We start from the raw sequence: 21885 nt of genomic DNA, 5'->3' as shown, positions 1-21885 counted from the left end.
CCCCTTTCTCCCGTAGGACGTATGCGGTATTAGCCTGGGTTTCCCCAGGTTATCCCCCACTACCGGGCAGATTCCTATGCATTACTCACCCGTCCGCCGCTCGTCAGCGGGGTGCAAGCACCCCCTGTTACCGCTCGACTTGCATGTGTTAGGCCTGCCGCCAGCGTTCAATCTGAGCCATGATCAAACTCTTCAGTTTACAATCATTGTGATCCTTACTTGCTCACCTAAGGACTAGCCGAAGATGGCAAAAGCGGATCAAACTTGGCTCAAGGTTCAAACGAATTCATTTCAATTTACATTGTCATGACCGCTTGCCTTGATATTTGGTGATTTGTCACCAACGTCAGCAAGCGCCCACATGAATTACCTGATCAAATTGTTAAAGAGCTGGTCGCTGAGGCAGTGCCCCGTTGACGTGTGGCGTATACTACCCGATTCTCCGTCAGGGTCAACAGCGAATGTGATATTTTTGAGTAAAAACCGTGCACTGCACTAAATAGATAATGTGACTAATATGGCTAGGCCACACCGCAAAACCGCAAAACTAGATCGCTGCTAAACGCCTTAGTAACTCATCGCGACGCTGCTGGGTAGTAAAGGCTTCTTCAATAGCGTTGCGGGTTAACTGGCGAAAAACCGCCTTGTCCCAGCCAAACGCTTCGGCGCAGGCGAGGTGATTTGTCAGCATACCACCGCCAAAATAGGCGGGATCATCTGAACTAATGGTAACCTTAAGGCCTTCAGACAAAAGTTTGGGGAGTGGATGATCGCGAAGATCCTCTACTACTTTCAGGCTGACGTTAGAGAGCGGGCAAACGGTTAGAGCGATCTGCTCTCTACGCAAACGCTCAACTACCTCTTCACTTTCTAAGCAGCGCACCCCATGGTCGATACGCTCAACATTGAGTAGCTCTAGTGCTTCTTTAATGTACTCTGCTGGCCCTTCCTCGCCCGCATGGGCTACGCACACAAGCCCCAACTGCTTGGCACGTTCAAACACATCGACAAACTTACTCGGCGGATTTTCTTTCTCTGCGCTATCTAAACCGATGGCATCCAGCATTTTCCAATAGGGTGCGGCCTGTTCAAGCACATGCAATGCCTCTTCTGCCGGACGATCGCGCAGAAACGCCATTATCATGCCAATAGAGAGATCAAGGGATTCCTCAGCCTCTTGCTTTGCTTTTAACAAACCGGCCATGACGACTTCTAGCGGCACGCCACGCTGAAGATGCGCCTGAGGATCAAAGTGCATGTCGATATGCACCACCCCTTCTTCCCGTGCCCGCCTGAAATAATCCATCGCCAGGTCATAAAAATCCTGCTCATTGCGCAGTACGCTCATGCCTTGGAAATAAAGGTTTAGAAAGCCCTGTAGATCACTAAAGCAGTAGGCATCTTTAGCTTCTTGCACCGTAGCGTAGGGCAGTTCAATGCCATTGCGCTGAGCTAAAGCGAACATCAGCTCTGGCTCTAATGAACCCTCAATATGCAAATGGAGCTCTACTTTAGGGAGTGTTTGTAAAAAATCTTGCATGAAGGGCTCCTTACGGGAGTAGCTAATAGTCAATTTTGCTCAATCGAATTTTGCTTAAGCTTACCGGCTTCAAGGTGCCAATGGTACTCGACCTCGGGCAATAGATTCAGCGAACTAACTTGATGCACAAAGAAGATAGTCGTTCTATTAACCAGCCATTTATCCAGGGATGCCGCGATGTGTTTTGCCGTCGCCGCATCAACTCCCGCAAAGGGTTCATCAAGCAGCACCACACTCGGGTTTCGTAGCATTAAGCGCGCTAACGCCAAGCGTCTTGCCTGGCCGCCCGAAAGCTGCTGCCCCTTCTCACCGACCGCAGTAGTTAAACCGTTAGGCAATTGCTGGACCCAGCTATCCAAGGCAACAGCACCCAGTGCTTCCCAAAGCGCTGCATCATCAGCAGAGGGATTAGCGATACGTAGATTCTCGGCTAAAGAGGCATCAAACAGATCCACTTGCTGGGTAAGCATGGCAAATTGATCAGCTCGGCGCTCTAGCGAAACTTGCCACGGCTGAACGCCGCCCACCGCCACCTCACCTTGGCTAGCTTTCAAGCGCCCCATCAGCACACTGGCTAAAGATGACTTGCCAGCACCGGACTTACCGGTAATGACCGCTCGCTTACCCGCTGGCAACTGAAAGCTAACGCTATCTAATGCGGGCTCTAATGACTGCGAATAGCGCAAAGAGAGCTGACTCGCACTGATGGCAACCCCCGCCTGCTCTGCGAACATGACAATTGAATTAAGCGGTGCAGGATCACAGGTCAGACCATTCAAGCGCTGAACTGCCGCGTAGCTCGCACCCAGCTTAATAAAGCTTGCGGGCAGGGCGAGCAACGCTTCATTAATCCCCAGCGCGATCAACACAGTCATCACAAGGATAGGGGCTGACACCAACTGCTGAGCAAACACTAAGCTCGCTAACCATAGCACTGCCACCACCATCAATCCGCTAACGGCATTTACCAAACAGTTCATTAGCGCGGTTCTACGCCCCAAACGTCGCTGATTACTAAAGGCTTGGCGCTCTTGGGTATCAATAAGCGAACGATGCCAGCGAGAACTTTGGTAGCTTAATAACTCTGCTGAGGCCTGCGTCTGATCGACAATTAAGCGACGAAGAGATTGCTGATCTACCACCTGCTGATAACTATGAGAAAACCCCCAGATGGCGGCAAATAGTGTCACCACCACCCAAAGAACAATAAGGGTAACGGCCATTAATAGGGCAACGCTAGGCAACCAAATAGCTACGAAAAGTGATACGGCGACTACCCCTAGCAAAGCGACTAAGGGTGGCACGAGAATCCGTAAATAAAAATTATCTAACGTGTCGATATCAGCCGTTAAACGACTCAGCCAGTCACTGGCACGCTCCCCGCGCAAGCGGGCATCATCTAGCTGTGTTAAATGACCGAATACGCGGTAACGCAAGTCAGCCAGAAGGGTCAGCACCGTATTGTGGTTATACAGTCGCTCGATATAACGAGCAACTGTGCGCACCAAAGCAAAGAAACGGATCCCTCCACCGGGTACGTAAACATCCAGGCGCGCCGGAATACCCTGCGCTAATGCAATCCCCGTCAATGCACTAGCGGTGATAAACCAACCAGACAACCCCAGTAAAGCAAGACCTGCTAACAGCGTAATCCAAACCAGCAAAGCGCCTAATATAAAGCGCCGACGCCGTTGCACTAACAGCGTTAACCAAGGGCGGAATTCGCGGAAAATGGCCATCATGCAACGCCCCTCTTCAAGCGACCATGCTCAAAGAAAAAATGGCGCTTGGCAGCATTGATCACTGCAGGGTGGTGGGTTGCAATCACCAAGGTCCGCCCCTCTTGAGCTAACTCAAGCAGGGCCGCTATCACGAACTGCTCAGTATCTAAATCTAAACTTGCGGTCGGCTCGTCTAACAACACCAGGGGAGCATTGCTGAGATAAACACGGGCAAGGGCTAAGCGCTGAGCTTGCCCTCCCGAAAGCCCAACCCCACGCTCGCCAATTAACGTATCTAACCCCTCCGGCAATTGGGCCAATAAAGGCCCGAAGCCAACACGCTGCAACGCAACCGTCATTGCTTCGCGAGACGCGAGCGGTGATGCCAAACGAAGATTATCGGCCAAACTCCCGTGCAGTAAACAAGGCTGCTGATCTAACCAAGCACACTGGCTGTACTCTTGACGCCGATACTCACCGGCACTCGGCGGTAAAAAGCCTGCAAGTAACGCTAGCAGTGTCGACTTGCCACTGCCTGAGGCGCCGCTAATTGCCACTACATCACCCTGCTGAATAGAAAGATCGATAGGGCCAATCACTTGTCCGCGACCAGGATAGGCAACGCTCGCCGCCGCTAACTCAATAACTGACTGCCCCGATAGCGGCGTTTTAGCTTCATTAGCGCCCACCATGGCAGGTGTATTGAGAATGTGAACGACGCTTTCGGCAGCGCCCAATGCAGCAGCACGATCATGATAATGCTGCGAAAGTGTCCGCAATGGCTGGAAGAACTCTGGCGCGAGTAGCAGGACCGCAAGGCCGGAAAAAAGTGTCAGAGAAATAGAGGGCCCATACTCGATGTAGCCCAGCAAACCGAAACCGACATACATAGCGACCACCGCAATGGCCACTGAGGCGAAGAACTCGAGCACCGCTGAGGAGAGGAAAGCCAACCGAAGCGTACGCATGCTAAGGCGCCGATAGCCATCGGTGGCGTACCAAACATCCTGTTGCGCGTCTGCCGTTCGGCCAAATAGCTGGAGCGTGGTCATGCCGCGAACGCGGTCAATAAAATGCGCTGATAAACGCGATACGGCGACAAACTGATCGCGATTGAGACGCTCAGCCCCCATACCGACGAGCGCCATAAAAAGCGGGATTAACGGAGCAGAAAGTAGCAAAAAAACAGCCACTAAATAATCTAACCAACACACCACCATTAATATTAATAGTGGTAGTAATAGCGTAATCCGCAATTGGGGATAAAAACGTGCAAAGTAACCTTCCAGCGCATCCACATGCTCAACCACTTGATTGGCAAGTGAACCACTGTGTTGCGTGGTAAGCCAAACCGGGCCCAATGCGGATAACTTATCCAGCAACTGAGCCCTGGCGCGCTGACGAATCCGAAGGCTTGCTTCTAAACTTAGGCTTTCATGCCCCCACTGAAAAACAGCGCGTAACAACACGCTACTCGCCAGCAAGGCAAATATCGGTAAGAGCGCCATAGGGGATCGATGCTCTACCGCTAGCTGCCCGATGAGCCACGCTAGCCCCACTACCACCACGATGGTTTGGCTGCCTGCCAAAACACCGAAAATCGCTGACCCCAGTAGGCGCTTACGCTCCCCTCTAGCCAGCGTTTGTAGCCAACTACGTGCTGTAATAGAAGGCGCCTCTCCCGTTACCATGCGATCAGTGATATCCCTCACCGACGCGCACCTTGCCGCGGAAAACCCAATAGGTCCACGCGGTATAGGTCAAGATAATCGGAATAACGAACACCACACCCACCAACAGGAAGAGCTGTGATTCAGGCGAGGAAGCAGCGTCCCAAAGCGTATAATCCGGCGGCACAATAACAGGCCACTTACTGACAATCAGCCCTAAATAGGTAAAGACATAAATACCGATAGTAGCCAGGAAAGGCACGCTTTCACGCCGCTTTTGTACCGAACGATATACGGTAAACGCACAGGCCAGAGCCAGAAATGGGAATATCCAAATCAGTTGAATATTGCCAAACCAACGCTCCCATACCAGCGGGTTAATAAACGGGGTCCAAATACTGATCACACCAAAAACGAAAAGCACTAATACAAGTAGCATCGGAGTGATTTTATAAGCCCAATCCTGTACATGGCCTTCAGATTTCAGTATCAGCCAAGTAGCACCTAGCAAGGCGTAGCCTGCCATTAGGCCGAGCCCGGTTAACACTGAGAATGGCGTTAACCAGTCAAACGCGCCACCAACATAAGCAAAATTCTCAACCGGAAAGCCTTGAATATAGGCACCCACGACAGCACCCTGTGCAAAGGCGGCAATTGCCGACCCCCAGCAAAAGGCACGGTTCCACCAGCGTCGATTGCGCCGCGATTTAAAACGGAACTCAAAGGCGACGCCACGAAATATAAGCCCCGCCAGCATAAGGAAAACACCGATATAGAGCGCCGGTAAAAATACCGAATAAACCAGTGGGAAAGCGCCCAACAAACCGGCTCCGCCCAGCACTAGCCAAGTCTCATTGCCATCCCATATAGGCGCGACCGAATTCATCATTACATCGCGGGCATCTTCATCAGGAGCAAAGGGATAAAGAATCCCCAATCCCAGGTCAAATCCATCCATCAATACATACATCATGATGCCGAAACCGATAATAAAGGCCCAGATTAACGTTAAATCAAACATTTCCATGTTTAGTTCCTCGCCGGTTCAACATCATCGTCAAAAGGAGTATGTGCAGCCGACATCGGACGCATTGGACGATGGAAGTTCTCGTCGGTGGTCTCACGCTCCTCTTCAGGCAGCATGCCGTTGCGAACCACTCGCGTGAGGTAATAGATGCCCGCATAAAACACCACGCCGTAAACCAAGACATAGCCGATCAGAGTGAATAACGCCATTGGGCCAGTCAACGAAGGCGTTAAGCCCTCTGCATGGGTCATCATGCCGTAAACCAGCCATGGAGAACGGCCCGACTCAGTGACAATCCAGCCAGCGAGTACAGCGGCAAATGGCATAGGGATCATCGCGGTTAAGCCTTTTAAAAACAGCTTCTGCTCAAAAATGCGCCCTTTACGACGTAAAGCCAATCCGGTTAATGACACTGCAATCATTAAAAGACCAATGCCAACCATGACCCGGAACGCCCAAAACACGATGATTACCGGAGGCTGCTCTTCGGGCGGCGCTTCACTAATGCCAGGAATTTCACCATCCAGTGAATGGGTCAAGATGATGCTGGCAAGGCTAGGAATACCCAGCTCGAAGTGGTTGGTTTGCGCCTCCTGATCAGGAATAGCAAACAGCAGCAGTGGCACGTTGGTAGAGGTCTCCCAGTGCCCTTCCATCGCAGCCACTTTGGTAGGCTGATGTTCAAGTGTATTTAGCCCATGAAAATCACCAATCACCGCCTGCGTCGGCGCTAAAAAAAGCAGCAACCAAAGGCACATAGAGAGCGCCCGGCGATTCGCTTCCGGATCACGATCACGTAATAGAAACCATGCGCTCACCCCTGCCACAACAAAGCCACCCGTTAAGAAAGAGGCAACAGCCATATGCATAAAACGATAGGGGAAAGATGGATTAAAGATTGCCTCACGCCAGGAAGTGACATGGAAGCGAAAGTCGATCAGCTCAACGCCTGCAGGTGTGTGCAACCAACTGTTAGCCGATAAAATCCAGAACGAGGAAATGAACGTACCAACCGCCACCATAATGGCAGCAAACAGATGAACACCTTGCGGAACCTTACCGCGTCCAAACAGCAATACGCCTAAAAACGCTGCTTCCAAGAAGAAGGCGGTCACAACCTCATAGCTGAGCATAGGACCAAGGAAGTTCGAAGAAGCCTGTGAGAAATTGCTCCAATTAGTGCCGAACTGAAACGACATCACAATGCCGGACACTACCCCCATGCCGAAAACGACGGCGAACACCTTTGTCCAGAAAAGTGAAAGGCGATCCCAAGCTGGGTTCTTGGTCTTGAAAAACAGACCATGAAGCAAGGCAATATACGACGCCAGACCGATCGTAAACACTGGGAATATGGCGTGGAACGACACAACGAAAGCGAACTGCAATCGCGATAAGACTAGAGGATCAAGTTCCATTTCACTCTCCTAAGACCTGGAAGCGGCATCCCATACATGGGTTCTCACAAGCTTAGTTGAGCCTTTTTGGCACGGCACTTTTAGTTATAAGCACTAAGCCTATTTCTACAAACTGTTTTTAACCTGATGCAAGTGCACCAACTTTGACAATCATCATATAATAGTAGCTAACCGTCTAAGATGTGTCGCATTGACGCACGAAGCAGCATCACGGTGATTGCCAAGCCTCGACTAGCTATCTAGACATTACAACGATGCTCACCATATAGCCGGTATAGGCAATAAATAGCGCGAGCAAGATGCCACCTTCTAAGCGATTAATTCGCCGAGGGCGCCCACGCCAGGAGAACGCAAACAGAATCATCAGCAGCGTCATCCCCGTCATTACGCTCCAGTCACGGACCAACACCTCCCGGCCCGCTTCAATTGGTGCAATCACCCCGGCTAGACCGACCACTGCCAAACTATTAAATAAATTAGAGCCGACCACATTGCCTAACACCATATCGTGCTCTTTACGACGTAAAGCGGTGATAGAAGAAGCAAGCTCCGGCAATGAGGTGCCAATGGCCACCACGGTCAGGCCGATAATCAAGTCACTTACGCCAAAACGTATCGCGATTTCAACCGCCCCCCATACCAGCAGCCGTGAACTAGCAATCAAAAGCACCAACCCCACCAACGTCCAAATGATGGATTTACCCCGTGACATTTGTTTGCTGTCCAGGGTTTCAGCCACTTCAGCTACCAGTGAATCTTCGGACTGTTTGCGCGAGCGAACAATACTCATAACGATAAAAGCCACCAGCGCAAGCAACAGGCACACCGCCTCCCAACGTGCGACGAAACCGTCTAGCAGCATTAACCCCGTGGCCAGCATAACCAGCATCAATATCGGCATTTCTTTGCTAATAACGCTGGAATGTACAGCAAGGGGAGAAATAAGGGCTATGAGGCCCAGTATTAACCCAATATTAGCAATATTTGAGCCATAAGCATTGCCCACCGCCAATCCTGGATTGCCGTCAAGTGCAGCCAGTACCGACACCATCATTTCGGGAGCAGAGGTACCAAACCCAATGACTAATATTCCGATTAGAAGCGGTGAGAGCCCCAGCCAACGGGACGTTGCTGCAGCGCCGTCGATAAACTTTTCGGCACTCCAAACCAACATCACCAATCCAACCAAAACTGCTAATAGGGGAAGCAACATTTCGTTTCCTTCGTGACATAATGAGGGGTACTGTTAACAGGTCTTATCCTTGGTATCACTTATTAAGAGCTGTTGTAAGATGCTATTACTAGACGATGATAGCTACTATATTGCTGTACTCGGCTCGTCATCTGTTTAGCAACATATCGAGCCGTCTCTGACAGCTTTCATTGTGCTGCCGCATCGTTGTCTAAACAGACCCATTGGTCAAGCGCCTATGCTATATTTTTAATTATTATTTCAGCAACATAGGTTTGTTAAAGCGCGTGTTCAACAGCTTAATTCGCCACATCCTAGTAGTTTTACTGGGAATTCGCACTGAGAGTTTTGTTTTTGCCCCAACAACGATTGATAAAACGCCGCACATTATCGGTCAACACACCACTCGTTGACCAATCGCCACCAGAGGCCAGAACTCAGCGGCGGCGCTTGCGTGCCTGTCATGAATGTGACTGGGTATCAGCGTTGCCACCGTTAAACTCAGGCGAAAAGGCAAGCTGCCCACGCTGTTCACATGTTTTAGTCAAACGTCACCGTTACCCAGCGCAACGCAGCATGGCTTTGGCAATCGCGTCGCTTATCGCTTTAATAGTGGCAGTCTCATTTCCATTTATCAGTTTCACGGTCAGTGGTGTGAGCAACCGCATTGAGCTGACTCAGACCGCGACGACGCTGATAGGCTTTCACCAACCGGTGGTCGCGATCGCCGTTATAATGACAATCGTCGTGCTGCCAGCGGTGTATCTACTGGGCATAGTGTGGCTTCAGTTTGGGCTATTACGCGACCACCCCCTACCCTTTAGCCGAGACATAGCCCGCTCGCTATCGTACTTAACACCCTGGATGATGGCTGACGTGTTTATTATCGGCGCCTTGGTGAGCCTAATAAAAATTGCTGGCCTCGCCGATGTTCAGCTAGGTATATCGTTCTGGGCATTTTGCGCATTTGCGCTACTTTTGCTGATGACAACACAATCCATTGATGCCGACTGGATGTGGTTCTCGTTGGAAGGGGAGCCACTCGCCCCGGAAGGAACAGAAACGGGGGCCACTGCTGCTGTTCAAGGTCTAACCGGATGTCCTACCTGTGGGCTGATTAATCGCCTATCACCTCGAGGGCGAAGCCACTGCACGCGCTGTCACGAAAAGCTTCACCAACGCTTACCACACAGCTTGCAACGTACTTGGGCACTTCTTGGCGCCTCGGCGACTATGTATATCCCTGCCAACGTATACCCTATTATGACGACCACCAGCCTTGGCAATTCATCGCCCTCAACCATTATCGGCGGTGTGGTTCAATTGATTCAAATGGGGTCATGGCCCATCGCGGCCGTCATATTTATTGCCAGCGTCATTGTTCCAGTGGGGAAATTAGTGGCGTTAACATGGCTTTGTCTGGTGGTTAAACGCAGTGATGCACTCAACGCTAATACCCGTACCCGACTTTATCGATTAACAGAATTCATTGGCCGCTGGTCAATGGTGGATGTCTTTGTGGTGGCTATTTTAGTAGCCTTGATTCGCGCAGGCTCATTGATGTCAATTACCCCAGGACCTGCAGCCCTCGCTTTCGGCTCCGTAGTGGTGTTAACCATGCTGGCGGCGATGACATTTGACCCGCGCTTAATTTGGGACACGCCCCTCCCGCAACGAAACTCTTCTCGTCTCTCTCTTCTTCGCCGTAAAACGGCCACCAAGGAACCTGTTGATGGCTAATGAAACTACACCGCCCAGCGACAATCAAAACAGCACAAACCAAAAGAGCAAGGATCAGGCAAGTACCGATTCGGCTACTGAGGCGGATCTAAATAAGGCCAAAACATCGCGCCAGACACGCCTCTCGCCTATTTGGGTAGTGCCCATTGTCGCTATCGCCATTGGCTTATGGCTGGTTTACGACAACTACTCAAGCCGCGGCACCCTGGTGACGCTTACCATGGACAGCGCCGAAGGCATTGAGGCAGGCAACACGCTGATTCGCAGCCGTAATGTTGAGATTGGCCGGGTGCAAAGCGTGCGCTTGTCAGACGATCTCTCCCACGCCGTGATGACCGCGCGTATTCAACCAGAAGTAGAGGATATGTTGCGTGAAGACAGCCGCTTCTGGGTGGTGAAACCACGCATTGGTCGGGAAGGGATCAGCGGCTTGGGCACGGTATTATCAGGTGCCTATATTCAGCTAGAGCCTGGGACTGAAGAGGCGCCGCGCCGAGAATTCCCCGTCAGCGATACCCCCCCAGTGGCGCCGGCTGGCCAAGCCGGGCTGCGGCTTAGCTTAACCAGTCAGTTAGGTAATTCACTGCGTGTAGGAGACCCGGTCTCGTATCAGGGTTACACCGTTGGGCGTATCGAGGAGAACAGCTTTGAGCCTCAATCACGCACCATGCAGCACCAAGTATTTATTGAAGAGCCTTATACCAACCTAGTCACCGATAGCACACGCTTCTGGTCCTCCAGCGGCGTCGATTTTCGTATAGGCGCTGATGGCGTGAGGATTAACGTAGAATCCATAGAGGCGCTTCTTGGCGGCGGCGTAACCTTTGGCGTGCCCGAAGAGCTGCCCATGGGCCAACCTGTTGAAGCCAATACGCACTTTACCTTGTATGCCGATGAAGACGCCGCCCGAGAAGGAACGTTTAATCGCTATCTAGAGTATGTGCTGCTAGTGGATGAAACCGTACGTGGCCTTTCCAAAGGAGCGCCAGTAGAGTTTCGTGGTGTGCGAATGGGTACTGTGGCTGCCGTACCTTGGCGATTTACCGCTCCCCAACCCGACTCTCGCGCACGCTTCGCGATTCCAGTGCTGATAAGAATTGAGCCCCAGCGTTTAGGAATTGAAAATAATGATATTAATTTAGACGAGTGGGAAGAGCGTTTTGAGCGTATGTTCAGCCTAGGGCTGCGCGCCTCGCTCAAAAGTGGCAGTCTGCTAACCGGCGCTCTATTTGTCGACTTAAATTTTCAGCGTGACCTTGATGAACAGTACGTTGCAGAGCAGTTTTCTGACCGCACCGTATTCCCAACGGTGGCGGGCGGCTTTGCGCAGATACAGGCACAGGTTACCGACTTACTCGATAAGCTAAATGCGTTGGAAGTAGAACCGCTGCTGACCAGATTGGATCGTAATCTCCAAGCTTCTGAAGGCGTGCTACATGAAGTTCGTGACGTGAGCGCCTCGATCAATCAGTTACTCAATGACCCAGAGACGCAGGCCGTTGGCGGCAACCTGAACGCGACTCTTGAGGAGATGCGGAGCACACTGCAAGGGCTATCTCCCTCATCACCCGCGTACCAAGACCTAACTGCGGCGATTGAACGTTTGGATCGTTTAATGCGCGACCTTCAGCCACTGACTCGCACGTTAAACGACAACCCTAGAGCGCTGCTATTTGATAACCTGGATGCCCAAGACCCCATTCCGCGCGCCCCGCGTGATTAAGGGACGCACTATGTTTAAAAAGACAAGGTTCAAAGGGACAAGCTTGTTGAGAGGGAGAAGCTAGATGAAACTAAGAAATAAGCTGATTCAGATAAAGTATCTACTGCTGCTGATACTCTGTTTGCTGGTATCTGCCTGCGCCAGCAGCGTTACGCCGCCCGCGCGCTACATGCTGCCGAGCGACCAGTCAGCCAGCACACCCCGCCAACCAGAGGGCACCCTCCAACTGAGTGCCCCTCGGCTTGCGCATTACCTGGATGTTGATGGCATCGTTATGCAGCTCGACGACATTACCTTGAACGCCGCTCGTGAACACCAGTGGGCAGAAGGATTGAACCGGCAGCTAGAGCGTGAAATGCGCTCCAACCTCTCGCAAGCGCTACCCACGCTAAGAGTTATCCGCGCGGAGGGCGACCAACCCAATGCGTTGACACTGCGCCTTGACGTTGACCAGTTTCAGGGCCGTTTTGACGGCGTCGCCGTTGCCAGTGGTCAGTGGCAATTACTGGACGATGAGAGTGAACTGCTCGCTATGGAAAATTTCCATGTGGAAACTACGCTTGAAGAAGATGGTTACCCGGCGCTGGTACGCGCATTGGGCACTAGCTGGGAACGGGCCGCCGAACTTATCGCCAGCCAAATACGCCAGGGCAATTATTTCGACTAGTTAGTAGCGCTTGCTTAAAACCAATTTTCTGCACTTGGCTAAATGCTAACCCCTCACAGGGATGTCCACATGACAGACGAAGCCAACCAAACATCCGTATTACCTGTTGAGCAACTACGCGACGGGGTCAGTGCCCTGATGCAAACAGTAACCACGCTGCTCGAGGGCGAAACAACGTTAGCAGCCCTCGAAACTGCTCTGATTAGCCATAATACGCTACTTGATCAATTAGTCGCTCACTCCCTAGATGCCTCTACCCTCGCCGCGCTTGAGCGAATCGAGCAATTCATTACCTTGCGCGCTGGGGACTACTATCTAGCTGAAAGCGCTCAGTTAGGCGAACAGCAAACCAACCGCTTTATTTCAATATTTGCTCGCCGGCTGCTGGCCCTGGACGGCATTGGGCCGGCAACGGCACAACAACTTTTTCAACAAGGCATTCATACCCCAGAACAGTTTTTTGCATTAACGCCAGAAGCATTAGCCAAGCTCGAACTGTCACCAGCAACACTGGCTAGGCTAATCCCTTTGCATGCCCATCACCCACACTGACACGTGACAGCTTAACAAGCTGCCAAGCCATAATCGTGTTACACTATTCAGCTTATTACTGACATGAAAGTCTCTGGTGTGTCCACGCGCACCAGATTTCAGCGCTCTTCGAGCTGTAGCTGTCACGTCAACCACGGCTAATCAACGACCATCGCGGCACGCTTGGATATCTGGCACACTTCGCCGCCGCGAAGATGAATCAACCTCGCTTTTTGAACATTATATCTAGTGGCAACAACTACTTACTGGTACTGAATCACTAGGTGACTGCGGAGAACGCATGAGCTTTTCTGAACTTGGCCTGCACGCCGATTTGTTACGCGCTGTCACAGCGCAAGGTTATACCGAACCTACCCCGATTCAACGACAGGCCATCCCTGTCGTGTTAGAAGGTCGTGATATGTTAGCTAGCGCCCAAACCGGCACTGGCAAAACCGCTGGCTTTACGCTGCCAATGCTACAGCGCCTAAGCACGGGCAAACGTCCTGCAAAACGTCAGGTGCGTGCGCTGGTGCTAACCCCTACCCGCGAGCTTGCCGCTCAGGTGGGCGAAAGTGTTTCGACATACGGCCAGCATCTTGCGCTGCGCTCTCACATCATCTTTGGCGGCGTGGGTCAGCAGCCCCAGATCGACGCGCTAAAAGCCGGCCTAGATGTGCTTGTGGCCACCCCAGGCCGCCTGTTGGATCTTCACCAACAAGGACATGTCGATCTCTCCGCAGTTGAAATCCTAGTGTTGGATGAAGCTGACCGTATGCTGGACATGGGCTTCATTCACGATATTAAGCGCCTGCTGCGCTTAGTACCTAAAAAGCGCCAGAACCTGCTGTTCTCAGCTACGTTCTCTAATGAGATTCAAACCCTGGCTCAACAGCTGCTTGATAACCCCGCCATGATTGAAGTGGCGCCGCGTAACGCGACGGCAGAGAAAATCGAGCAGGCGATTTACCGGGTAGATCGTGAGAAAAAGCGCGAACTGCTGGCCCACTTAATCCAACAGAATGGTTGGTTTCAAGTGCTGGTGTTCACCCGCACTAAGCATGGTGCTAATCGGCTAGCCGAACAGCTCTCTAAGCAAGACATCCCCGCCATGGCTATCCATGGCAATAAAAGCCAGGGAGCACGCACTCGCGCGTTAACGGCGTTTAAGAGCGGTGACCTACAGGTGCTGGTAGCGACCGACATCGCGGCCCGAGGCCTCGATATCAATGAGTTACCTCATGTAGTCAATTTTGATCTACCCAACGTCGCCGAAGATTATGTCCACCGCATAGGGCGCACAGGGCGCGCTGGTAGCAACGGCGAGGCAGTCTCGCTAGTGTGTGTCGACGAACATGCTCTGCTCGGCAATATCGAGCGACTGATTAAACAGACACTGCCAAAGCATATAGTGCCCGGTTTTGAGCCTGATCCCAGCATTAAGCCTGAGCCTATCGAAAATGGTCGACGCAACCAGCGCCAGCCACGTGCTAGACGTAAACCCGAAGGCCAGAGTGCCAATACGGGTGGCGAACGTAAACGAAGCGCCCGCCGCTAGCTCCCAGACCAGGAATATGCGAAGGTGTCGCCTTTGCATATTCCAAGCAGCTGTTTTCAGCATCTACTTTTAGCCTTTAGGCATGAACAATTTTTCATGGAGTGACTATGGCGTCTTCCCAACTTATGGCCGAGTACCGCCAATGGCTGACGTTTCAACGTCAAGAGCAGCTCAGCCGCGAACATCAAGGGATTGTGCAGCGATTAGAAGATGCCCGCGCCTCGGCTAATCAAGTGGTTCAGGCTTATCGCAGCATGGCTGAAAAAGCGTCTGTTGAAGGCGCTTGCTACCGCACGCTGTTCTTGCGCCAACGCGACGACAATCACGCCCTGCCCTGCGAAGGCTGGCTGTTTGTTCGCCGCGTGCTTAGTGAAGGTAATAGCACCCGTTTACGGGTTACCCTGCTTGAAACCTTTACTCTGGAAGATGGCATCTTGGCGCCAGGTGATAAGCCTGCACGTAAGCTAACGTTAGAAATATTCGACCAGTTGAATATGGATAAAGGGATGCGCACTAACGTTAGAGTTGATTGCTTGGACACCCCACAGGATTACCACTTCATTACGCTACTTGATGCCGTTCGCGGAGACTTGCGCCCGCACCTAAAGTAAGCGTTGGTATTAAGTAAGCATATATATGGCATCGCGTCGTTCGAGTACGTTTATTTTGCTAATGGTTGTGGTGGGGCTAAATCTGCGCCCCGCCATGTCTTCGGTGGCCCCTTTACTAACTCGCCTACAGGAAAGCGCAGGGCTTTCAGCTAGCGCCGCGGGTCTGCTCACCACGCTTCCCGTGCTGTTTTTGGGCCTCTCCGCGCCGCTTGCCCCTGCGCTTGCAAAACGCATCGGTAGCGAAAGAGCGCTAAGCATGGCGCTGATACTGCTTGCTGCAGGGCTTATTTTGCGAGGCCTTCCACTCCCTAGCGTGCTATTTGTCGGCTCAGCCATGGCGGGCTGCGCGATTGGCATTGGCGGCACACTGCTGCCTGCCTTGGTCAAACGTGAACTTCCTGAAAGCGCTGACTTGCTTACCGGGCTTTACACCATGGCGCTCTGTTTAGGGGGGGCCCTGGGGGCTGGGTTTAGCGTACCACTCACCCAACTGCTTGGTAGTTGGCAGGCAAGCTTGATGAGTTGGTCATTACTGGCGCTATTCGCGCTGGTACTGTGGCACTTACAGATGCCTCGCGCGGCTCTCTCAAACAAACCCGCCCCGTCTAAAAGCGGCATTTTACGCTTGCTTAAACAGCCGCTTACCTGGCAGGTCATGCTGTTCATGGGCATTCAATCTTCAATGGCATATATCGTCTTTGGCTGGCTGCCAACGCTACTAGTCGACCGCGGCTATAACGAGGCCGATGCGGGCTGGACCATGGCGGTTTCCATCATGTGTCAGTTGGCCTCCGCGCTGAGCGCTCCCTGGCTCGCCCGCATGGGAAAAGACCAGCGCCCCGCATTACTATTGGTGCTCTTAAGCACCGCCATGGGGCTTTGGATGCTGCTGATAGCGCCACTGGTCTGGAAATGGCCAGGCGCCGCCCTGCTGGGTATCGGCCAGGGGGGCAGCTTCAGCCTAGCACTAAGCCTGTTAGTTTTACGCACGGCCAACTCTCGCCTTGCTGGCCAGCTCTCAGGGCTTGTCCAAGGCGGTGGCTATACACTGGCAGCGCTCGGGCCATTTGGTGTGGGGGTTATGCTTCAATCAGGCGCCAGCACCTCACATATTGCCTGGCTGTTAATTTTACTGATCTCAGTTTGCTGTGGCTTTGCGTTAATGGCTGGACGCAATCGACGCCTGGATGACCAAAGTGGCGGACTTTTGGTAGAGCATGTTACCCGTACTCCCTGAATCGCATTTACTGAATCGCATTTACTGACTATCCAGGAAAAGGCCATGAGCATCCACTCTCCTTTAACTGAAACGCCGCCCGGTGAAAATCGTATTCTGGTTATTTATACGGGAGGGACGATCGGCATGCAGCAGCACGCCCATGGTTTGGCGCCGAGCGGTGACTTTGCTACCCGCATGGCCACTGCCTTTAATCAGTTACCGCTTGCCCAACAGCAAGCCCTTCCGACTTATGAGGTTATTAGCTATGCCACGCTAATAGATTCAAGCGCTGCTACACCGCTTAGCTGGCACCAGCTCGCCCTCGACATTCATGACCAACTAACCGCCTACACTGGCTTTGTGATTATTCATGGTACGGACACTCTTAGTTGGACCGCTGCCAGCTTAGCCTATCAATTGCAGGGATTAGATCGACCGGTGGTCTTAACAGGCTCTATGCGTCCATTAGAAGCCGCCGCAAGTGACGCCTTAGAAAATTTGTACGGTGCATTACAGTTTGCTGCCCAGCCAGCGTTGCAAGAGGTGACAATCTACTTCGCCGGACAGCTGCTGCGAGGTGCACGAACCATTAAACAGCACAGCGAAGCACCCGATGCTTTTGCTAGCCCCAACTACCCCCTCCTCGGCGAGCGAGTAGGTGACGATTTTATTTATTACCCGAGCCTAGGGCTTGGCCTGCAACAGCGCGGCGCTCCCCGTTTTGAGCTACCCGACTACCGCCTAGTTAATCAAGGCGAGGTGGTACGCATAGCTCTGTGGCCGGGGATATCGGCTTGGCAGTTGGAAGCTTGGCTGGTTGATTCGCGTGTTAAAGGAGCCCTTCTGCAGCTCTGGGGTGCTGGCAACATACCCGATGATCCTGGCTTGCTGGCAGTGTTGGCTAAAGCCAGCGGCGAAGGCAAATTGCTTGCCGCCATAAGCCAGTGCCCGCAGGGAAGCGTTCAACTGGGCGCTTATGCAGCAGGCCATGGACTCAGCGATGCAGGCATTTTAGCCGGCGATGGCATGACGCCCGAGGCAGCCTTCACCAAATTAACCCATTTGCTCGCTCAGCCGATCTCTTTAGAGGATCAGCGCCGACGCTTTTTAACCTCGCTTGTGGGTGAGCGTTAACCCATCGAGGTACTTGAGAGCTGGCGGAAGCTCAAATTCAGGCTATGGTATAGGGGACAACCTAACAGTTTGAAGGAGCACCAGATTATGCAACAACCGGTACACCATTTTAGCGAACTATTCGAGCAGTTGGGGCTGGCTTCTGATGCAGATTCCATTGAGCGCTTCATACAGCGTAACGCTCCGCTACCTGAAACAATGCCGCTGGCTGAAGCTCCTTGCTGGAACGAAGGGCAGGCCGAGTTTCTAAAAGAAGCTGTAGATGAAGACGCCGATTGGGCAGAGGTGGTCGATCACCTTGATGCCTCAATGCATAAGCCTCACTAGAATTAGCTGCTCTTCATGCATCTCGAGCCGCTTCTACGCGGCGCCTATACCAAGCACCTGCCAGCAGCAACCCCGCTAAGGCTATCAGCGGTAGCACAACATCAAACTGCAGAGCATTCTCCTCTTCGATAGCCTCTAAGGTGCCATAAATCGCACTACTATAGACGCCCCACTTTATCGATAAACCAAGCGCCGCTGCCAAAAGGTACGTTCTGAGGGAGATACTGCGCAAACCTGCAGCGAAATTGATAACTGAGTGGGGAAAGCCAGGCAATATCCGCAGTGCGCACTGTGTCATTAAATCACTGCGTTGTTCCAACATCTGCATGACTTTCAACGTCAGTCCTTTAGGGTTCCAACGCTGGCCTGCTCGCGCTGCTAATTGATAAGCCCCCAACGCCCCTACCACGCTGCTTAGTGTCAGCATTACCGTAGCGATCAGCGGGGGATAAAAAGGCGCAATAAGCCATAGCCCAATACTGCCGGGCAATCCTATCGCCATTGTAACGGCCATAATTACCATCACCCCTATAATCACTACAGGATGATGCGTCGTTTGGGCAGCCCACTGTTTAGCCGCCATCAAATCTGGCGAATACCAAAGCCACAGGTAGGCCAGCATAGCGAGACATGCAAAACCGAACGCCCAGCGCCAAGGATACTTTGGTGAGCCGTTCATTCAAGCGTGCTTATCATTTAAACGTGCCTCTACACGCTCAAGGATTTGACCGCTCACTTTACCCACTAGGGGTTTGGCGGCTTTATTGACCGCCTTTTCCATTAAACGATTGCGAATTTCATAGCTGAGAGTCAACGCCACCTCAGTACCTTCCGGCACTCTGCGAAGCTGGTAACGCCCCTGATTTTTAACCCCATCTAGCGACTCCCAAGCAAGCACGCTGGGGGGCTGAACTTCAGTCACCATGACATCAAATGCCCAGTCCATACCCACTGCACGCACGTGCCAGCGATAGCGGTTTTCTCCCAATGAATCAATAGAGCGAATTAGGTCAGAGTAATCAGCAAAGTCTTCAATACGGCGTAAGAGTTCAAATACGCGCTCGGGTGGTGCGCTAACGATTTCACTGTGTTCAATGGTAGCCATTGGTTTCCCTCTAACAGCGTGGATGGTTAGCGTAGCATGTTGATATTAATGCTGCCCGCCAACGCACTTTTAAGCGCTAATGGTGACATCAATAGTCGCTAGAACTAGTCAGATTAACGGCTTTTGCGTAAACTGCCGTCCTTCCGGACCGGACCCCGGAACGCCGCGCCAGCTAACCGCTGCTCGCGATTAATAAATTCTCCGACAAAGAGTGTTTTCTCATGTCATCAATACCCCCAGTGGCTGCTGACACAGCAACCACGACCGTTGTTATCTACTCCGGTGGAATGGACTCTTATACCGTGCTTCACCGTGCGCTGCGTGAAGGCCTTACCGTGCACGCACTTTCATTTGACTATGGCCAACGGCATGCTCGCGAACTCGACACGGCACGTCAGGTTTGCACTTCACTTAGCGTGCCCCATCAAGTCATCGATATCCGAGCGATTCACGGCCTGATCGACAATTCAGCACTGACCAATCCAGACCAAGCAATGCCCCAGGGTGACTATGACGCGGACAATCTGCACACTACCGTGGTGCCTAACCGCAATATGATTCTGCTCTCTTTGGCGATTGCCAAAGCCGTTAATATTGGTGCAGAACGCGTTGACTATGGCGCCCATGGCGGCGACCACGTCCTCTATCCCGACTGTCGCCCTGAATTCGTCGAAGCGATGAATCAAGTAGCCGGCATCGCCAACTTCGAACCGGTAAAGCTACACGCACCCTATCTACACACCAGTAAGGCCGACATTCTGCGCGAGGGCCTCGCCATGGGGTTGGATTACGCCCAGACCTGGACGTGTTATGAGGGCCGTGAACTCGCCTGCGGAGTATGCGGCAGTTGCCGCGAACGGCTGGCCGCCTTTGCAGCCAACGGGGTCACCGATCCATTGGCTTACAGCGTAGACAACGCAGCAGGCCAACGCTGATGTATCAGGTCAAAGAAGCGTTTTATACCCTGCAGGGGGAAGGAGCTCAGGCAGGCAGAGCCAGCGTTTTTTGTCGCTTTAGCGGCTGCAACCTGTGGTCGGGCCGCGAAGCTGATCGACCAATGGCAAAATGCACCTTTTGCGATACCGATTTTATCGGCACTAACGGCATTAATGGCGGAAAGTTTGTCACCGCCACGGCCCTGGCCGAGCATATTGCTGCGCTCTGGCCCAGCCAGAACGACAATGCGACGCCCTATGTGGTGTTTACCGGCGGTGAGCCTTTGCTGCAGCTTGACGCAGCGTTGATTGCCACTTTACATAGCCATGGGTTTGAGGTGGCTGTCGAAACCAACGGTACACTGAAGCCGCCCCCTGGCATTGACTGGCTCTGTGTAAGCCCCAAGGGCAGCAATCCGCTGGCGGTTACCCGAGGCGACGAATTAAAGCTCGTTTACCCCCAGTCAGGCGCTCCCCCAGAGCAGTTTTCACGCCTTGGTTTTCGCCACTTTTTTCTCCAGCCGATGGATCTTGCCCCTCTCGACCAGGCTAAGAGCACCGTCGCTGAAGCGACCGCTTACTGTATGGCTAACCCCCAGTGGCGTTTGTCGCTGCAAATGCACAAATTAGCAGGTTTTGATTAATGTCCTTATTTGTTCAACAACTGACCCATATTGATGTCTCCCTCTGGTGTCCCCAGCGCGGGTTAGTCGGCTGTAGCTGGCAGGTAGACGCAGTACTCGATGGCGAGCTGGGTGAAGATGGCATGCTGTTCGACTTTGGTGAAGTCAAACCGTGGATCAAGCGCACGCTAGATAGCGGCCTCGATCATACGCTGCTAGTACCTACCAAAGCGCAGGGTGTCAACGTGACTGAATGCCCTGAAGGGCTGTGTATTACCACGACGACACCCTACCCAATGGAGGTACGTGGGCCTCAAGAGGCATTTAGCCTGCTCCCCTGGCACGCCATTACGCTGGACACCATCGCCGAGCATTTAAGCCAACAGCTAACCGAGCAGCGGCCCACTAACGTGCATCAAGTCACTCTAACGCTAAGCGACGAGGCTATTGAAGGCGCAGCCTACGGTTATAGCCACGGCTTGAAACGGCATACCGGCAACTGCCAGCGCATTGCCCACGGCCATCGGTCAAGACTGTATATCTGGCAGAACAGCGAACGTCAGCCGCTATTGGAACAGCAGTGGGCGGCATGGCTGGATAATCGTTACCTACTTGAAGAGGCCGATATTGCAGCACACGATAGCGACACTATTACCTGTCGATATCAGGCCGCTCAGGGGGAGTTTGCGATTACCCTACCCAAATCGTTGTGCTCAGTCCTGCCAGGCCCCACTACCGTCGAAAATATAGCTGCTTGGTTAGCGAAAGAGGTCGCCAGCCAGAACGGGCTCGACACACGTATTCAAGCATTCGAGGGTGTCAATAAAGGGGCGATTGCCATGTATCCACTTAGTGCTAACTCAAGTGCTAACTCAAGTGCTATGCCATGAGTGAAGGCTGTAGAGCGGGGTGTGGCGCTTGCTGCATCGCGCCCTCCATTAGCTCAGCTATTCCCGGAATGCCTAATGGCAAGCCAGCCGGCGTCCGCTGCGCACAGTTAGATGAGCATAATTTATGTCGTCTATTTGGCGACCCTAGCCGCCCAGCGGTGTGCGAACGCTTTAAGTTTGACGCCAGCGTGTGTGGGGAGCGCCGTGATGAGGCGCTAGCCACACTAATCTGGTTAGAACAGGATACCTGCTAG

General features: G+C 52.6%; 21 protein-coding genes and 1 rRNA gene. 13 read left to right on the top strand and 9 right to left on the bottom strand.

Annotated features, from left to right (window positions below; all coding sequences use genetic code 11):
- The 7 genes from QT230_RS15515 to QT230_RS15485 all read right to left on the bottom strand — a co-directional run.
- Nucleotides 1-199, bottom strand: a 16S ribosomal RNA gene (locus QT230_RS15515); the annotation flags it as partial.
- Nucleotides 200-547: 348 nt separating this feature from the next.
- The gene (locus QT230_RS15510; protein ID WP_308322887.1) at nt 548-1540 is read right to left on the bottom strand and encodes an adenosine deaminase; all 993 of its coding nucleotides are present in this window, start codon (nt 1538-1540) and stop codon (nt 548-550) included.
- Between the two features lie 29 nt (nt 1541-1569).
- A complete protein-coding gene (cydC, locus tag QT230_RS15505) occupies nt 1570-3282 on the bottom strand; it encodes a thiol reductant ABC exporter subunit CydC (RefSeq protein ID WP_308322886.1) in 1713 nt (570 codons plus the stop codon).
- Nucleotides 3279-4952 carry a thiol reductant ABC exporter subunit CydD gene (gene cydD, locus QT230_RS15500; RefSeq protein ID WP_308322899.1) on the bottom strand — a complete coding sequence of 558 codons (1674 nt, stop codon included), beginning with the start codon at nt 4950-4952 and terminating at the stop codon, nt 3279-3281. The genes cydC and cydD overlap by 4 nt, the downstream gene beginning before the upstream one ends.
- A gap of 4 nt (nt 4953-4956) precedes the next feature.
- Nucleotides 4957-5958 carry a cytochrome d ubiquinol oxidase subunit II gene (cydB, locus tag QT230_RS15495; protein ID WP_308322885.1) on the bottom strand — a complete coding sequence of 334 codons (1002 nt, stop codon included), beginning with the start codon at nt 5956-5958 and terminating at the stop codon, nt 4957-4959.
- Nucleotides 5959-5960: 2 nt separating this feature from the next.
- On the bottom strand, nt 5961-7376 hold the full coding sequence (locus tag QT230_RS15490) for a cytochrome ubiquinol oxidase subunit I (RefSeq protein WP_308322883.1): 1416 nt from the start codon (nt 7374-7376) through the stop codon (nt 5961-5963).
- A 235-nt stretch (nt 7377-7611) separates the two neighbouring features.
- Nucleotides 7612-8589, bottom strand: coding sequence for a calcium/sodium antiporter (locus tag QT230_RS15485; RefSeq protein ID WP_308322882.1), 978 nt, complete (start codon nt 8587-8589; stop codon nt 7612-7614).
- Nucleotides 8590-8937: 348 nt separating this feature from the next.
- On the opposite strand from QT230_RS15485, the gene QT230_RS15480 reads away from it, so the two are divergent.
- The 9 genes from QT230_RS15480 to QT230_RS15440 all read left to right on the top strand — a co-directional run bounded on the left by QT230_RS15480 (nt 8938) and on the right by QT230_RS15440 (nt 18078).
- Entirely contained in the window at nt 8938-10308 is a 1371-nt protein-coding gene (locus tag QT230_RS15480) for a PqiA/YebS family transporter subunit (RefSeq protein ID WP_374694475.1), read from the top strand.
- Entirely contained in the window at nt 10301-12031 is a 1731-nt protein-coding gene (pqiB, locus tag QT230_RS15475; protein WP_308322880.1) for an intermembrane transport protein PqiB, read from the top strand. The genes QT230_RS15480 and pqiB overlap by 8 nt, the downstream gene beginning before the upstream one ends.
- Before the next feature lie 64 nt (nt 12032-12095).
- Nucleotides 12096-12698, top strand: coding sequence for an ABC-type transport auxiliary lipoprotein family protein (locus tag QT230_RS15470; protein ID WP_308322879.1), 603 nt, complete (start codon nt 12096-12098; stop codon nt 12696-12698).
- Between the two features lie 69 nt (nt 12699-12767).
- Entirely contained in the window at nt 12768-13250 is a 483-nt protein-coding gene (locus QT230_RS15465; protein ID WP_308322877.1) for a helix-hairpin-helix domain-containing protein, read from the top strand.
- A gap of 280 nt (nt 13251-13530) precedes the next feature.
- Complete coding sequence (locus QT230_RS15460) at nt 13531-14787, top strand: DEAD/DEAH box helicase (RefSeq protein WP_308322876.1); 1257 nt, start codon at nt 13531-13533, stop codon at nt 14785-14787.
- A gap of 107 nt (nt 14788-14894) precedes the next feature.
- Nucleotides 14895-15398, top strand: coding sequence for a hypothetical protein (locus QT230_RS15455; protein ID WP_308322875.1), 504 nt, complete (start codon nt 14895-14897; stop codon nt 15396-15398).
- 25 nt (nt 15399-15423) lie between these two features.
- Nucleotides 15424-16635, top strand: coding sequence for an MFS transporter (locus QT230_RS15450; RefSeq protein ID WP_308322874.1), 1212 nt, complete (start codon nt 15424-15426; stop codon nt 16633-16635).
- 45 nt (nt 16636-16680) lie between these two features.
- Nucleotides 16681-17751, top strand: coding sequence for an asparaginase (locus tag QT230_RS15445; protein WP_308322873.1), 1071 nt, complete (start codon nt 16681-16683; stop codon nt 17749-17751).
- Between the two features lie 87 nt (nt 17752-17838).
- Nucleotides 17839-18078 (top strand): DUF2789 domain-containing protein, encoded by a 240-nt coding sequence (locus tag QT230_RS15440; RefSeq protein ID WP_308322872.1) that lies wholly within the window; start codon nt 17839-17841, stop codon nt 18076-18078.
- Between the two features lie 13 nt (nt 18079-18091).
- Here QT230_RS15440 and QT230_RS15435 read toward each other — a convergent pair whose 3' ends face one another.
- Entirely contained in the window at nt 18092-18757 is a 666-nt protein-coding gene (locus QT230_RS15435) for a VTT domain-containing protein (RefSeq protein WP_308322871.1), read from the bottom strand.
- Nucleotides 18758-19183, bottom strand: a complete 426-nt coding sequence (locus QT230_RS15430) for an SRPBCC family protein (protein WP_308322870.1) — start codon at nt 19181-19183, stop codon at nt 18758-18760.
- Between the two features lie 221 nt (nt 19184-19404).
- Between QT230_RS15430 and queC the strand changes: the two genes are divergently transcribed.
- Genes queC through QT230_RS15410 form a run of 4 tightly spaced genes read left to right on the top strand, consistent with a single transcriptional unit; the run spans nt 19405 to nt 21885 of the window.
- Nucleotides 19405-20118 (top strand): 7-cyano-7-deazaguanine synthase QueC, encoded by a 714-nt coding sequence (gene queC / locus QT230_RS15425; RefSeq protein ID WP_308322868.1) that lies wholly within the window; start codon nt 19405-19407, stop codon nt 20116-20118.
- Entirely contained in the window at nt 20118-20762 is a 645-nt protein-coding gene (gene queE / locus QT230_RS15420; RefSeq protein ID WP_308322867.1) for a 7-carboxy-7-deazaguanine synthase, read from the top strand. The genes queC and queE overlap by 1 nt, the downstream gene beginning before the upstream one ends.
- Entirely contained in the window at nt 20762-21631 is an 870-nt protein-coding gene (locus tag QT230_RS15415; RefSeq protein WP_308322866.1) for a 6-carboxytetrahydropterin synthase, read from the top strand. The genes queE and QT230_RS15415 overlap by 1 nt, the downstream gene beginning before the upstream one ends.
- Entirely contained in the window at nt 21628-21885 is a 258-nt protein-coding gene (locus QT230_RS15410; protein WP_308322865.1) for a YkgJ family cysteine cluster protein, read from the top strand. The genes QT230_RS15415 and QT230_RS15410 overlap by 4 nt, the downstream gene beginning before the upstream one ends.

Origin of the sequence: Halomonas sp. SpR8 (assembly GCF_031010195.1) — a bacterium.
Taxonomy (GTDB): Bacteria; Pseudomonadota; Gammaproteobacteria; order Pseudomonadales; family Halomonadaceae; genus Vreelandella.
The sequence above is the reverse complement of the archived record's forward strand: the minus strand, read 5'-3'. Positions and strand labels throughout refer to the sequence as shown.